This is a genomic window from Pseudomonas sp. St29 (genome assembly GCF_001547915.1).
GTDB lineage: Bacteria > Pseudomonadota > Gammaproteobacteria > Pseudomonadales > Pseudomonadaceae > Aquipseudomonas.
On record NZ_AP014628.1, the window covers coordinates 5,481,874 to 5,496,028 of the forward strand.

The 14,155-nt window shown below is 60.6% G+C and carries 17 protein-coding genes; 1 reads left to right on the forward strand and 16 read right to left on the reverse strand.

What is annotated here, in order from left to right; translation table 11 throughout:
• Nucleotides 1-4: 4 nt before the first annotated feature.
• From ndk to trmJ, 11 genes are all read right to left on the reverse strand, one after another.
• A complete protein-coding gene (gene ndk / locus PST29_RS24260) occupies nt 5-430 on the reverse strand; it encodes a nucleoside-diphosphate kinase (protein ID WP_025129556.1) in 426 nt (141 codons plus the stop codon).
• Nucleotides 431-524: 94 nt separating this feature from the next.
• Nucleotides 525-725: a Fe-S cluster assembly protein IscX gene (gene iscX / locus PST29_RS24265; RefSeq protein ID WP_011063212.1), complete on the reverse strand. Its 201-nt coding sequence runs from the start codon at nt 723-725 to the stop codon at nt 525-527.
• Nucleotides 726-739: 14 nt separating this feature from the next.
• Complete coding sequence (gene fdx, locus PST29_RS24270) at nt 740-1,081, reverse strand: ISC system 2Fe-2S type ferredoxin (protein ID WP_011063213.1); 342 nt, start codon at nt 1,079-1,081, stop codon at nt 740-742.
• Nucleotides 1,082-1,084: 3 nt separating this feature from the next.
• Nucleotides 1,085-2,947 carry a Fe-S protein assembly chaperone HscA gene (hscA, locus tag PST29_RS24275; protein WP_060844529.1) on the reverse strand — a complete coding sequence of 621 codons (1,863 nt, stop codon included), beginning with the start codon at nt 2,945-2,947 and terminating at the stop codon, nt 1,085-1,087.
• Between the two features lie 51 nt (nt 2,948-2,998).
• Nucleotides 2,999-3,520 (reverse strand): co-chaperone HscB, encoded by a 522-nt coding sequence (gene hscB / locus PST29_RS24280; protein ID WP_060840882.1) that lies wholly within the window; start codon nt 3,518-3,520, stop codon nt 2,999-3,001.
• An 8-nt stretch (nt 3,521-3,528) separates the two neighbouring features.
• Nucleotides 3,529-3,852: an iron-sulfur cluster assembly protein IscA gene (gene iscA, locus PST29_RS24285; RefSeq protein WP_007929524.1), complete on the reverse strand. Its 324-nt coding sequence runs from the start codon at nt 3,850-3,852 to the stop codon at nt 3,529-3,531.
• A 42-nt stretch (nt 3,853-3,894) separates the two neighbouring features.
• Nucleotides 3,895-4,281, reverse strand: a complete 387-nt coding sequence (iscU, locus tag PST29_RS24290) for a Fe-S cluster assembly scaffold IscU (protein WP_003443374.1) — start codon at nt 4,279-4,281, stop codon at nt 3,895-3,897.
• 94 nt (nt 4,282-4,375) lie between these two features.
• Nucleotides 4,376-5,590, reverse strand: a complete 1,215-nt coding sequence (locus tag PST29_RS24295; protein WP_060840883.1) for an IscS subfamily cysteine desulfurase — start codon at nt 5,588-5,590, stop codon at nt 4,376-4,378.
• Nucleotides 5,591-5,640: 50 nt separating this feature from the next.
• Entirely contained in the window at nt 5,641-6,132 is a 492-nt protein-coding gene (iscR, locus tag PST29_RS24300; RefSeq protein ID WP_011063217.1) for a Fe-S cluster assembly transcriptional regulator IscR, read from the reverse strand.
• A 239-nt stretch (nt 6,133-6,371) separates the two neighbouring features.
• A complete protein-coding gene (gene cysE / locus PST29_RS24305) occupies nt 6,372-7,148 on the reverse strand; it encodes a serine O-acetyltransferase (RefSeq protein WP_060840884.1) in 777 nt (258 codons plus the stop codon).
• Entirely contained in the window at nt 7,148-7,921 is a 774-nt protein-coding gene (trmJ, locus tag PST29_RS24310) for a tRNA (cytosine(32)/uridine(32)-2'-O)-methyltransferase TrmJ (RefSeq protein WP_060844530.1), read from the reverse strand. The genes cysE and trmJ overlap by 1 nt, the downstream gene beginning before the upstream one ends.
• A 246-nt stretch (nt 7,922-8,167) precedes the next feature.
• Between trmJ and suhB the strand changes: the two genes are divergently transcribed.
• A complete protein-coding gene (gene suhB / locus PST29_RS24315) occupies nt 8,168-8,983 on the forward strand; it encodes a type III secretion system regulator SuhB (protein WP_011063220.1) in 816 nt (271 codons plus the stop codon).
• Between the two features lie 133 nt (nt 8,984-9,116).
• Here the strand turns inward: suhB and PST29_RS24320 are convergent, their stop codons facing one another.
• The 5 genes from PST29_RS24320 to tgt all read right to left on the reverse strand — a co-directional run bounded on the left by PST29_RS24320 (nt 9,117) and on the right by tgt (nt 14,150).
• Entirely contained in the window at nt 9,117-9,671 is a 555-nt protein-coding gene (locus PST29_RS24320; RefSeq protein WP_011063221.1) for a glycine zipper 2TM domain-containing protein, read from the reverse strand.
• A 122-nt stretch (nt 9,672-9,793) separates the two neighbouring features.
• Nucleotides 9,794-10,708, reverse strand: coding sequence for a protein translocase subunit SecF (gene secF, locus PST29_RS24325; protein ID WP_060840886.1), 915 nt, complete (start codon nt 10,706-10,708; stop codon nt 9,794-9,796).
• A gap of 9 nt (nt 10,709-10,717) precedes the next feature.
• On the reverse strand, nt 10,718-12,586 hold the full coding sequence (gene secD / locus PST29_RS24330; protein WP_060840887.1) for a protein translocase subunit SecD: 1,869 nt from the start codon (nt 12,584-12,586) through the stop codon (nt 10,718-10,720).
• A 62-nt stretch (nt 12,587-12,648) separates the two neighbouring features.
• Nucleotides 12,649-12,987 (reverse strand): preprotein translocase subunit YajC, encoded by a 339-nt coding sequence (gene yajC, locus PST29_RS24335; protein WP_060840888.1) that lies wholly within the window; start codon nt 12,985-12,987, stop codon nt 12,649-12,651.
• Between the two features lie 47 nt (nt 12,988-13,034).
• Complete coding sequence (gene tgt, locus PST29_RS24340) at nt 13,035-14,150, reverse strand: tRNA guanosine(34) transglycosylase Tgt (protein WP_162470478.1); 1,116 nt, start codon at nt 14,148-14,150, stop codon at nt 13,035-13,037.
• Nucleotides 14,151-14,155: the final 5 nt, after the last annotated feature.

The window sequence follows — 14,155 nt, forward strand, 5'->3', positions numbered from 1 at the left end:
TTACTCAGCGAGCGGTTACTTCAGTAGCTGCGAAGAAGTAAGCGATTTCGCGAGCAGCGGCAGCTTCGGAGTCCGAACCGTGAACGGCGTTGGCGTCGATGGACTCGGCGAAGTCAGCACGGATGGTGCCGGCAGCAGCTTCTTTAGGGTTGGTAGCGCCCATCAGCTCACGGTTGCGAGCGATGGCGTTTTCGCCTTCCAGAACCTGAACAACAACTGGACCGGAAGTCATGAAGGCAACCAGTTCGCCGAAGAAGCCACGCTCGCTGTGCTCAGCGTAGAAGCCTTCAGCTTCAGCCTTGGACAGTTGCTTCATTTTCGAAGCTACAACGCGCAGGCCGGCTTCTTCAAAACGGGAAACGATCTTGCCGATAACGTTTTTTGCAACAGCGTCAGGCTTGATGATGGAGAAAGTACGTTGAACAGCCATGGTGTAACTCCAGAAACGGTGATTAAAGCGAAAAATTAAACCCGCGAATTATACGCGGGTTTATAGGGATTGCCTAACTGCGTAGCCCGCGGATTCAGTCCGCTTCGTCGATCCAGGCGGCCTGAATTGCTTCAAGAACCTTCTCGCCTCCGCGAGCCGGATCGTCGCTGAACTCCGGCAATGCCAGAACCCATTGGTGCAGATCGACAAAGTTCACATAACGCGGATCCACATCGGGCTTGGACTCAGCCAGCTGGATCGCGATTTCCAGTACATCAACCCACTTCAGACTCATGACGACTCCTTGAATCAGTGCGGCGCTTCGGCGGCATGGTTGAGCGAGTACTTGGGAATTTCAACGGTCAGGTCTTCGTCGCCGACGATGGCCTGGCACGACAGCCGCGATTGCGCTTCCAGGCCCCAGGCCTTGTCCAGCAAGTCTTCTTCCAGCTCGTCGGCTTCGTTCAGCGAATCGAACCCTTCACGAATGATGCAGTGGCAGGTGGTACAGGCACAGACGCCGCCGCAGGCGCTCTCGATCTCGATGTGGTTGTCATGGGCCACCTCGAGCACCGAAACCCCGGGCTCGACCTCGACAACCAGACCGTCCGGGCAGAACACGGCGTGTGGCAGAAAAATGATCTGCGGCATCAGTTATTCCTCGATTTCATTCAGGTTGCGCCCCGCCAGGGCGGCTTTCACCGTCGAATCCAGGCGGCGGGCAGCAAAGGCATCGGTCACTTGCGACAGACGCTTGGTCTGCTGCTCGATGGCGTAACCATCGGTACCACGCATCAATTCACTCAGTTCCTGCATCTGCAGCTCGATGACCATGCGCTCTTCAGCGTCCAGCAGGCGATCACCGTCCGCGTCCAGAGCGCCTTGCACAGCCTCGATCAGCCGCTGGGCATCAACCTGCTGCTCCCGCAGCACGCGGGCCACCTTGTCGTCGCCGGCGTACTGGAAGGAGTCCTTGAGCATCTTGGCGATCTCGCCGTCGGTCAGACCGTAGGATGGCTTGACCTGAATGCTGGCTTCCACGCCCGACCCCAGCTCCCGGGCCGAGACGCTGAGCAGGCCATCGGCATCGACCTGGAAGGTCACGCGGATCTTCGCCGCACCCGCCACCATCGGCGGGATGCCGCGCAATTCGAAGCGCGCAAGGGAGCGGCAGTCGCTGATCAGCTCACGCTCGCCCTGCAGCACATGAATCATCATGGCCGTCTGGCCATCTTTGTAAGTCGTGAAGTCCTGGGCACGGGCCACCGGGATGGTGGTGTTGCGCGGAATCACCTTCTCCATCAGCCCGCCCATGGTTTCCAGACCCAGGGACAGCGGAATCACGTCCAGCAGCAACAACTCGCCACCTTCGCGCTTGTTACCGGCCAGCGTATCGGCCTGGATCGCAGCACCAATGGCCACCACTTGATCCGGGTCGATTTCGGTCAGCGGCTGGCGACCGAACATTTCGGCGACCGCTTCCCGCACTCGCGGCACCCGGGTCGAACCGCCCACCATGACCACCGCCTGCACTTCGTCCAATTCGACATTGGAGTCACGAACGGCGCGACGGCAGGCCTTGAGGCTGCGCGCCACCATGGGCTCGATCAGGGCATCGAAGGTTTCGCGGGTCAGCGCGGCGCGCCAGTCACCGTAAACCACTTCCACCGAGGCGGCATGGGTCAGGGCTTCCTTGGCCGCGCAGGCGGTTTGCAACAGGTTGCGCTGAGTGCCCGGATCCAGGTCGGCGGACAAGCCCGCGCCCTCGATGATCCAGCCGGCAATGGCGTGATCGAAGTCGTCGCCACCCAGGGCGGTATCGCCGCCGGTGGCCAGCACCTCGAAGACACCGCCGGTCAGGCGCAGGATGGAAATATCGAAGGTACCGCCACCCAGGTCATAGATCGCCACCACGCCCTCGGCGTGCTGGTCCAGGCCGTAGGCCACGGCAGCCGCGGTCGGTTCGTTGAGCAAGCGCAGCACATTCAGACCGGCCAGCTTGGCCGCATCCTTGGTGGCTTGACGCTGGGCATCGTCGAAATAGGCCGGAACAGTAATCACCGCCCCCACCAGCTCGCCACCCAGGGTCGCTTCAGCGCGCTGACGCAACACTTTCAGCACTTCCGCGGAGACCTCCACCGGGCTTTTCGGCCCCTGGATAGTCTCGATGAACGGCATGTGCGACTCGCCGTCAACGAAGCGATAGGGCAGTTGTTCGCCCAGCTGCTTGACGTCGGCCAGCCCGCGCCCCATCAGGCGCTTGACCGAAAGCACGGTGTTCAAGGGATCGGTGGGCGCGGCCAGGCGGGCGGATTCGCCCACTTCGACACGGTCGGCGTGATAACGCACGGCGGACGGCAGAATCACCTGACCCTGCGCGTCGGCCAGAGGCTCGGAAAGACCACTGCGCAAGGCAGCGACCAGCGAATTGGTAGTGCCCAAGTCGATTCCCACAGCCAGGCGACGCTGGTGCGGTTGAGGACTTTGGCCGGGTTCGGCGATCTGCAGTAGGGCCATGCTTATCTGGACTTATCTGTATATCAGGCGTGCGACCGGAGCGGCACTGGGTTAATCGTCGAGGCGCTCTTCTAACTGGCGCACTTCGTAGGTGAGCTTGTCGAGGAACTGCATGCGCCGCATCAGGCGCTCGGCCTGCTCGCGCTGCGCTGCATCATCCCAACAGGCTGCGAAGCTTTCGTTCAGTTCATCCTGGGCAATCTTCAACCGCCGCTTGAATGCCGCCACACCGGCCAGGTCGGCGCTGTCCTGCAGGTCTTCGAGCTCTTCGCGCCACTGCATCTGCTGCAGAAGAAACTCGGGATCATGCACCGTGACTTCCAGCGGCAACTCGCCACCCTTCAACGCCAACAGATAACGGGCACGCTTGGGCGGACTCTTGAGCGTCTGATAAGCCTCATTGAGGCTTGCCGACTGCTCCAGGGCCAGGCGCTGCTCACGCTCGGACGCATCGGCAAAACGGTCAGGATGAACCCCGCGCGCCAACTCACGGTAGCGCGCGGCCAGCTGCTCGAGATCCAGGCGGAAGCTCGGTTGCAGCTCAAATAAAGCGAAATGACAAGGAGTACCCACTGGAAGCCTCAGATGTTGAAGCTTTCGCCGCAGCCACATTCACCGCGCACGTTGGGGTTGTTGAACTTGAAGCCTTCGTTCAACCCTTCCTTGACGAAATCAAGCTCGGTGCCGTCCAGATAGGTCAGGCTTTTCGGGTCGATGATCACTTTCTCGCCGTGACTCTCGAACACCTGATCGTCCTCGCCGATCTCGTCGACGAACTCCAGCACATAGGCAAGGCCGGAACAGCCCGTGGTGCGAACACCCAGACGAATCCCATCACCCTTGCCGCGCCCGTTGAGGGAGCGTCGCACGTGTTGAGCAGCCGCTTCTGTCATGCTGATAGCCATCGTGACTCCTTACTTGTCGCCAAATCTGTGAAAGCCGATCGATCAGATCAGGCCTTTCTTCTGCTTGTAGTCGCGAACGGCGGCCTTGATGGCGTCTTCGGCGAGTACCGAGCAGTGAATCTTCACTGGAGGCAGGGCCAGCTCTTCTGCCAGCTGGGTGTTCTTGATGGTTTCGGCTTCATCCAGCGTCTTGCCCTTCATCCACTCAGTGGCCAGGGAGCTGGAGGCAATGGCGGAACCGCAGCCATAGGTCTTGAACTTGGCGTCCTCGATGATGCCCTGCTCGTTAACCTTGATCTGCAGACGCATCACGTCGCCGCAGGCGGGAGCGCCGACCATGCCGGTGCCGACATCAGGATCTTCCGCGTCCATCTTGCCGACGTTACGCGGGTTCTCGTAGTGGTCGATGACCTTTTCGCTGTAAGCCATGATTCTTAATCCTCACTCATCAGAGAGTCGCTCTCGGGTTCCGCAAATCGCCGTTATCGGCACGCTCTACAGAACCCTGTGCGGCGACTTATATTCAGTGTGCCGCCCACTCGATCTTCGAGATATCGACGCCATCTTTGTACATGTCCCACAGCGGCGACAAAGCGCGCAGCTTGGTAACGGCTTCGCAGACTTTCTGCGCTGCGTAATCGATTTCTTCTTCGGTGGTGAAGCGGCCGAAGGTGAAGCGGATCGAGCTGTGAGCCAGCTCGTCGTTGCGGCCCAGGGCGCGCAGCACGTACGAAGGCTCGAGCGACGCCGAAGTGCAAGCCGAGCCGGAAGACACCGCCAGGTCCTTGAGGGCCATGATCAGCGACTCGCCTTCAACGTAGTTGAAGCTCAGGTTCAGGTTGTGCGGCACGCGGGCAGTCATGCTGCCGTTGATGTACAGCTCTTCCAAGTGCTCGACCTGCTTGTAGAAGCGCTCGCTCAAGGCCTTGATGCGGGCATTCTCGGCCGCCATGTCTTCCTTGGCGACGCGGAAGGCTTCGCCCATGCCGACGATCTGGTGAGTGGCCAGGGTGCCGGAACGCATGCCGCGCTCGTGACCGCCGCCGTGCATGGTGGCTTCCAGGCGCACCCGCGGCTTGCGGCTGACGTACAGCGCGCCGATGCCTTTAGGACCGTAGGTCTTGTGGGCCGAGAAGGACATCAGGTCGACTTTCAGGGCCTGCAGGTCGATCTCGACCTTGCCGGTGGACTGAGCGCCGTCGACGTGGAACAGGACGCCTTTGGAGCGGGTCAACTCGCCGATGGCGGCGATGTCGTTGATGGTGCCGATCTCGTTGTTCACATGCATGATCGAAACCAGGATGGTGTCGTCACGCAGAGCTGCTTCAACCATGGCCGGAGTGATCAGACCGTCTTCGCCCGGCTCGATGTAGGTCACTTCGAAGCCTTCACGCTCAAGCTGGCGCATGGTGTCCAGGACAGCCTTGTGCTCGATCTTCGAGGTGATCAGGTGCTTGCCCTTGGTGTGATAGAAATGCGCGACACCCTTGATTGCCAGGTTGTCGGACTCGGTGGCACCGGAGGTCCAGACGATTTCACGCGGGTCGGCGTTGACCAGGTCTGCCACTTGGCGACGGGCATTTTCCACCGACTCTTCGGCCTTCCAGCCAAACACGTGGGAGCGGGACGCCGGGTTACCGAAGTTTCCGTCGACCAGCAGGCATTCACTCATCTTCTGCGCCACGCGCGGATCAACCGGGGTGGTTGCAGAGTAATCAAGGTAAATCGGCAATTTCATGGACTCTCTCCTAAATCAGGCTGGCTGGCGTGCCGCTAGCTCTATGGCTGTCATTCGACGGCTGACGCTTCAATCTTGTCCAGGCGCGGCGCCTTGCCATTACAACGGCGCTGATCCTGACGCTGGGCAACTTCTTGTACCTCACGGCGAGTGACAAGGTCTGCCAAGCTGATACCGCTCAGAAATTCGTGGATCTGCAGGCTCAGGTCGCACCACAGGTGATGGGTCAGGCAGGTGTCGCCGGCATGGCAATCACCCAGCCCCTGGCATTTGGTGGCATCGACCGATTCGTTCACGGCATCGATCACCTGGGCCACCTGGATCCCCTGCATGTCACGGGACAGCTGATAGCCGCCACCCGGACCACGGACGCTGGACACCAGGTTACTGCGACGCAGTTTGGCGAAAAGCTGTTCGAGGTAGGACAGGGAAATGCCTTGGCGCTCAGAGATATCGGCCAGGGAGACCGGGCCATGTTGCGCGTGCAACGCCAGATCAAGCATGGCGGTCACCGCGTATCGGCCTTTAGTAGTCAGTCGCATGGACAAGTACCACGGAGTTTCGGAATGGAGGCGAGTATGCAATACCCGAGTAATCAGGTCAACTATAAGACCAACTACTTTAGTCGGGTTTACCCGCAAAAGAGCGCGCGAATCATAGCAAAGTCTGCGACGTAATGGCACAGCGGGTTGCCGACAACTGACCTGCGGGTCACCCAGGGCGCCTCAGCCCCCTTTCGCCGGCAAGCGGCCCCCTGGACGAGGAGCAGCCGGCCAGGCCATCAGCCGATCTGGCTGTCGCTCTTGCCTTTGACTGCTGCGAAGTCTTCCTCTCGCAGGACTGGCAGATCCTTGGCGCAGTAGTCACTGCCCAGGTCCTTCAGAGCGCCGCACACACCCTCCAGGCGAGCGTCCACCGCCTGCAGGTGGTCGAGCAACTGACCAATGGCCCGCGCCACCGGATCAGGCATGTCCTCGCTGACGCCATAGGCATCGAAACCGAGCTTTTCCGCCATCGCCTTGCGCTTGGCTTCCTGCTCGTCACTGGACTTCATGATGATCCGCCCCGGAATGCCGACCACTGTCGCGCCCGCCGGCACCGCCTTGGTCACCACCGCATTGGAACCGACCTTGGCCCCCGCACCGACCGTGAAGGGGCCCAGCACCTTGGCGCCCGCACCCACTACCACGCCGTCCTCCAGGGTCGGATGACGTTTACCCTTGTTCCAACTGGTACCGCCCAGGGTCACCCCCTGATAGAGCGTGACGTCATCACCGATCTCGGCGGTTTCACCAATGACGATGCCCATACCATGGTCAATGAAGAAACGACGCCCCACCTTGGCCCCCGGGTGGATCTCGATCCCTGTCAGCCAGCGACCGAAGTTCGACACCAGCCGCGCCAGCCATTTCCAGCCCATGCCCCACAGGGCAGCGGACAAGCGGTGAATCCAGATCGCGTGCATCCCCGGGTAGCAGGTCAGCACCTCGAACGCATTGCGCGCCGCCGGGTCACGATGAAATACGCTTTGGATATCTTCACGCAGACGCTCGAACATCATTGATCCTTCCGCTTTTGTAGCTCTCCACGGGCCGCTTTCTGGGTTTCCGTGAGAATGCCACGCAATATATTCATTTCCGCCCGGCTGACCGAGCTGCGACCGTACAACCGACGCAGGCGCGCCATCAAGTGCCGCGGTTTTTCCGGATCGAGAAAGTCGATGGCCACCAGCGTCTGCTGCAGATGCTCGTAAAACCGCTCCAACTCATCCATGGTCGCCAGTTCTTCACTGCGCGGCGAGGCCACTTCATCCTTCTCAACCTTGGTCGGCCGACCTTGGGCCGCCAGCCAGGACATGCGCACTTCATAGGTCAACACCTGCACCGCCGTGGCCAGGTTCAGCGAGCTGAACGCCGGGTCCGACGGGATATGCACATGGAAATGACATCGCTGCAGCTCGTCATTGGTCAGGCCGGAATCTTCACGACCGAAGACCAGAGCGATCTGCGCACCCTGCCCGACCTCTTCCACCACTTTCAGGCCGGATTCACGAGGATCCAGCAGCGGCCAGGGAATACGTCGATCACGAGCACTGGTACCAAATACCAGAGTGCAACCGGCCAGGGCCTCCTCAAGGGTGGCGACCACCTGGGCGCTCTCCAGGATATCGGTGGCACCGGAAGCCCGCGCATCGGCCTCATGGGACGGAAACACCCGGGGCTCCACCAGCACCAGCCGCGACAGGCCCATGTTCTTCATGGCACGCGCAACCCCGCCGATATTGCCGGGATGACTGGTATTGACCAGGACGACACGAATGTTCTGCAGCAAGGGAGGCGCTCTCGGACACGGGAAAGGGGAGCAAATCTTACAGAACAGGCAAGACTCCCGCCTCAAAAATAACCATCCACAACCAACGACCCGCCCATCAAGCGCAGTCGGCCAGCGAGGCGCACCCACACCCTCGAACTGCGCCACACAGCGGATCGATGCAATCAAAGCGAACGCCGACCTTCATCTGCAAAAGTTTTCTGCTAGAATGCTCGGCTTTCTTTAACAACCTTAGGTGACCTATCCATGCAGCCAATGCTGAATATCGCGCTGCGCGCCGCCCGCAGCGCCAGTGAATTGATTTTCCGCTCCATCGAGCGCCTGGATACCATCAAGGTCGACGAAAAAGACGCCAAAGACTACGTATCCGAAGTTGATCGTGCCGCCGAGCAGAAGATCATCGACGCATTGCGCAAGGCCTACCCGACCCACGCCATCCTCGGCGAAGAAACCGGCCTGCATGCCGGTAGCGGCGAAGGTGAAGACTACCTGTGGATCATCGACCCACTGGACGGCACCACCAACTTCCTGCGTGGCATCCCGCACTTTGCCGTAAGCATCGCCTGCAAATACCGTGGCCGCCTGGAACACGCCGTGGTCCTCGATCCGGTTCGCCAGGAAGAATTCACCGCCAGCCGCGGCCGTGGCGCCCAGCTGAACGGTCGCCGCCTGCGGGTCAGCGGTCGCACCAGCCTCGACGGCGCCCTGCTGGGCACCGGCTTCCCGTTCCGTGACGATCAAATGGACAACCTCGACAACTACCTGGGCATGTTCCGCGCCCTGGTGGGCCAGACCGCCGGTATTCGCCGTGCTGGCGCTGCGAGCCTGGACCTGGCCTATGTCGCCGCCGGTCGTTTCGATGCGTTCTGGGAGTCGGGCCTGTCCGAATGGGACATGGCAGCAGGCGCCCTGCTGATTCAAGAAGCCGGCGGCCTGGTGAGCGACTTCACCGGCGGTCACGACTTCCTGGAAAAAGGCCATGTGGTAGCCGGCAACACCAAATGCTTCAAAGCGGTCCTGACCGCCATCCAGCCGCACCTGCCGGCCTCGCTGAAGCGCTAAGCGCCAGCGACAAAAAAAGCACCCTTCGGGGTGCTTTTTTTATGCCCGCAAAACCCGCCCCGCAGGAGCCGAGTTGCCGGCAAAGGCAATCTCAGAGCCCATTCGCCGGCAAGCAGACTCCTGCAAGCGCGGGTTATTGGCCCGGCTGATTCTGGTTCTGGCCGAGAATCAGACGCCCTTCTTTATCCACCGGAATCTGGTTGCCCGGATCGCGATCCATGCGCACCTGACCTTGCTTGCCGCCCAGGTCGTACTTCACGTCGTAACCGACGATCTTGTCACTGATGTCATTGACCGTGTTACAGCGAGTCTGCGTGGTGGTGTAGGTGTCACGCTCCTGCATGCCTTCCTGCACCTTGTTGCCCGCATAACCGCCACCCACGGCGCCGGCCACAGTGGCAAGCTTCTTGCCGTTACCATTGCCAATCATGCTGCCCAGCAGGCCACCGCCCACCGCACCGGCCACGGTGCCGAGGATCTGATGCTCATCCTTGACCGGGCGCTGACGGGTGACCGCAACGTCCTTGCAGACTTCGCGAGGGGTCTTGATCTGTTGCTTGACCGGCTGCACAGCCAGCACTTGCGCATACTCAGGGCCGCTTTTAACCAGGCTGTAGGTGGCAACAGCACCCCCGGCGGTGACACCGACAGCACCCAATACCGCACCAACCAGCAACGACTTGTTCACGTGAACCTCCTGACCATACAAACGGGACTTAGCCCGCGCTTCTCCCAGCGTTGGAGCAATAAAAAAGGCGCGAGTTCAACACCCGCGCCTTTTTAACTGACAGCCGGAAAAGGGCTAGATCCTCAAGGACGGTCGTCCACTTCCTTCTCGGTGTTGGCCGGAGGAATCAGGTCCTCGCTGTTCAGGTTCAGCCAGATCAGCACCACGTTGGCGATATAGATCGACGAGTAGGTACCCGCCAGCACACCGACAAACAGGGCGATGGAGAAGCCGTGCAGGTTGTCACCACCGAAGAACAGCAGCGCAATGATCGCCAGCAAGGTGGAAATCGACGTCGCCATGGTCCGCAGCAGGGTCTGAGTGGTCGAGATGTTGATGTTCTCGATCAGGCTGGCCTTGCGCAGCACCCGGAAGTTCTCACGCACCCGGTCGAACACCACGATGGTGTCGTTGAGGGAGTAACCGATGATCGCCAGCACCGCCGCCAGCACCGTCAGGTCGAAGGTGATCTGGAAGAACGACAGGATACCCACGGTCACGATCACGTCGTGGATCAGCGAAACGATGGCGCCCACGGCGAACTTCCACTGGAAGCGGAAAGCCAGGTAGATCAGGATGCCGCCCAGCGCCATGAGCATGCCCAGACCGCCCTGGTCGCGCAGCTCTTCACCCACTTGCGGGCCGACGAACTCGACGCGCTTGACCTGCGCCGGGTTGTCGCCGCCGACCTTCTGCAACGCTTCGGCCACCTGGTGACCCAGCTGCGGGTCTTCACCCGGCATCCGCACCAGCAGGTCGGTGGTCGCACCAAAGCTCTGCACGATGGCTTCGTGATAACCGGCGTCGTTCAGTTGCGAACGCACCTTCATCACATCCGCCGGACGCTCGTAGGTCAGCTCGATGAGCGTACCGCCGGTGAAGTCCAGACCGTAGTTCAACCCCTTGTGGAACCAGCTGAACAACGCCAGAACGGTGAGGAGCACTGTGACGCCGAACGCAAAGTTGCGGACGCCCATGAAGTTGATAGTACGTAACATGGCAGCCCCTTAAATCCACAACTTCTTGAAGTCACGACCGCCGAAGATCAGGTTGACCATCGCGCGGGTCAGCCAGATGGCCGTGAACATCGAGGTAAAGATCCCGAGGGACATGGTCACCGCAAAGCCCTTGACCGGGCCGGTGCCCATGGCAAAGAGGATGCCGCCCACCAGCAAGGTGGTCAGGTTGGCATCGAGAATCGCGGTGAATGCCCGGCCGAAGCCTTCGTTGATTGCCCGCTGCACCGTCATGCCGGCGGCGATCTCTTCACGTATCCGCGAGAAGATCAGTACGTTGGCGTCCACCGCCATACCCATGGTCAGCACGATACCGGCGATACCCGGCAGGGTCAGCGTCGCCCCCAGCAAGGACATCAGGGCCAGCAGCAGCACCATGTTCAGCGCCAGGGCCACCGTGGCGATCACGCCGAAGAATCGGTAGATGGCGATGATGAATAGCGACACGAACAGCATGCCCCACAGCGACGCATCGATACCCTTGGTGATGTTGTCAGCACCCAGGCTCGGACCGATTGTGCGCTCTTCGGCGAAGTACATCGGCGCCGCCAGACCACCGGCACGCAGCAGCAGCGCCAGCTCGGAGGACTCACCCTGGCCGTTCAGGCCGGTGATGCGGAACTGGCTGCCCAGTGGCGACTGGATGGTCGCCAGGCTGATGATCTTCTTCTCTTCCTTGAACGCCTGGACCGGCACGTCTTTCTCGACGCCGTCGACCATCTGCTTGGTGTAGGTGGTGATCGGCTTCTGCTCGATGAAGATCACCGCCATGCTGCGACCGACGTTGCTGCGGGTCGAACGGTTCATCAGTTCGCCACCGTGACCATCGAGCTTGATGTTCACCTGTGGACGGCCGTGCTCGTCGTAGCCGGCCTGGGCATCGGTCACCTGGTCGCCGGTGATGATCAGGCCACGCTCGATCAGCGCTGGAGGACGGTTGCCCTCACGGAATTCGAAGGACTCGGAAGTCGCCTTGGAAGCACCCGGCTCGGCGGCCAGACGGAATTCCAGGTTGGCGGTCTTGCCCAGGATCCGCTTGGCTTCAGCGGTGTCCTGCACACCCGGCAGCTCAACCACGATACGGTTGGCACCCTGACGCTGAACCAGAGGCTCGGCCACACCCAGCTCGTTGACCCGGTTACGCACGGTGGTCAAGTTCTGCTTGATGGAGTATTCGCGGATTTCCGCCAGCTTGGCCGGGGTCATCGCCAGACGCAGCACCGGTTGGCCATTGAGGTCGGCCGGTACGATATCGAAATCATTGAAGTTCTTGCGGATCAGCGAGCGGGCCTGTTCACGGCTGTCTTCATCGCTGAAGCCCAGCTGGATGGCACCGTTGAGCTGCGGCAGGCTGCGATAGCGCAGACGCTCTTTGCGCAGCAGGCTCTTGACGTCGCCTTCATAGACCTTCAGGCGGGCGTCGAGGGCTTTGTCCATGTCCACTTCCAGCAGGAAGTGCACACCACCGGACAAGTCCAGACCCAGTTTCATCGGGTGCGCACCGAGGTTGCGCAGCCATTGCGGGGTGGTTTGCGCCAGGTTCAACGCCACCACATAGTCATCGCCCAGCGCCTTGCGCACTACATCCTTGGCCGGAAGCTGGTCTTCCTTGTTGATCAAGCGCAGCAGGCCACCCTTGCCGTTGGCGGCAATGGAGGAAGCCTTGACCTTGATACCGGCGTCGGTGAGCGCGTTGCTCGCACGATCCAGATCCGCCTGAGTGACCTGCAACGCAGTGCTCGCACCGCTGACCTGAATGGCCGGATCATCAGGGTATAGATTGGGAGCGGAATAAATAAAACCGATCGCCAGCACCGCCAGGATCAGTAGGTACTTCCACAGAGGATATTTGTTCAGCATCACGCCGCCCGTTTATGACGCGGGGCGCCTTGCGCGCCCCGTCGATTGGTAAAAGATGAAACTTAGATCGCTTTCAGCGTGCCTTTTGGCAGCGTGGCTGCGATCGCGCCCTTCTGGAACTTCAACTCAACGGAGTCCGACACTTCCAGAACCACGAAGTCGTCGGTCACTTTGTTGATCTTGCCGGCGATACCGCCAGTGGTCACAACTTCGTCGCCTTTCTGCAGGTTGCTCAGCAGGTTCTTCTGCTCTTTGGCGCGCTTGGCCTGTGGACGCCAGATCATCAGATAGAAGATGACCAGGAAGCCGACCAGGAAAATCCACTCGAAACCAGTGCCGGCAGGACCGGCAGCAGCAGGTGCAGCGGCGTCCGCATACGCGGCAGGGATCAAAAAGCTCATTTAACACTCCGATAATTGCAGAATTAGTGGCTTAACGTCTTTAGAACTTACTCTAAAGGCGGCACGGGCAACCCGCGCTTGGCATAGAAGGAATCGACAAAGGCGGCCAATGTACCTTGTTGAATAGCCTCGCGCAAACCAGCCATAAGACGCTGGTAATGGCGCAAATTATGGATGGTATTGAGCATACTCCCGAGCATTTCCCCGCACTTGTCCAAGTGATGCAGATAGGCACGGGAGAAGTTCTGGCAGGTGTAGCAATCACAAGTTGGGTCCAGCGGCGAATCATCATGGCGATGAAACGCGTTACGGATTTTCAGCACGCCTGTATCGATGAACAGATGCCCATTGCGGGCATTGCGGGTTGGCATCACGCAATCGAACATGTCCACACCGCGGCGCACACCCTCAACCAGATCTTCCGGCTTGCCAACTCCCATAAGGTAACGAGGTTTGTCGGCAGGCATCTGGCCCGGCAGGTAGTCCAGGACCTTGATCATTTCATGCTTGGGCTCGCCCACCGACAGGCCGCCGATGGCCAGGCCGTCGAAGCCGATCTTGTCCAGGCCTTCCAGGGAACGCATGCGCAGGTCCTGGTGCATGCCGCCCTGGACGATGCCGAACAGCGCCGCCGTGTTGTCGCCGTGGGCGTTCTTCGAGCGCTGGGCCCAGCGCAGGGACAACTCCATGGAGATCCGCGCCACGTCCTCATCGGCCGGGTACGGCGTGCACTCATCGAAGATCATCACGATGTCCGACCCCAGGTCGCGCTGCACTTGCATCGACTCTTCCGGGCCCATGAACACCTTGGCACCGTCCACCGGCGAGGCGAAGGTCACGCCCTCTTCCTTGATCTTGCGCATCGCCCCCAGGCTGAACACCTGGAAACCGCCGGAGTCGGTCAGGATCGGGCCCTTCCACTGCATGAAATCATGCAGGTCACCGTGGGCCTTGATCACTTCCGTACCCGGGCGCAGCCACAGATGGAAGGTGTTGCCGAGAATGATCTCGGCGCCGGTGGCGACGATATCCCGCGGCAACATGCCCTTGACCGTGCCGTAGGTGCCCACCGGCATGAAGGCCGGGGTTTCCACCGTACCGCGGGGGAAGGTCAGGCGACCGCGACGAGCCTTGCCATCAGTGGCCAGAAGCTCGAAGGACATACGAC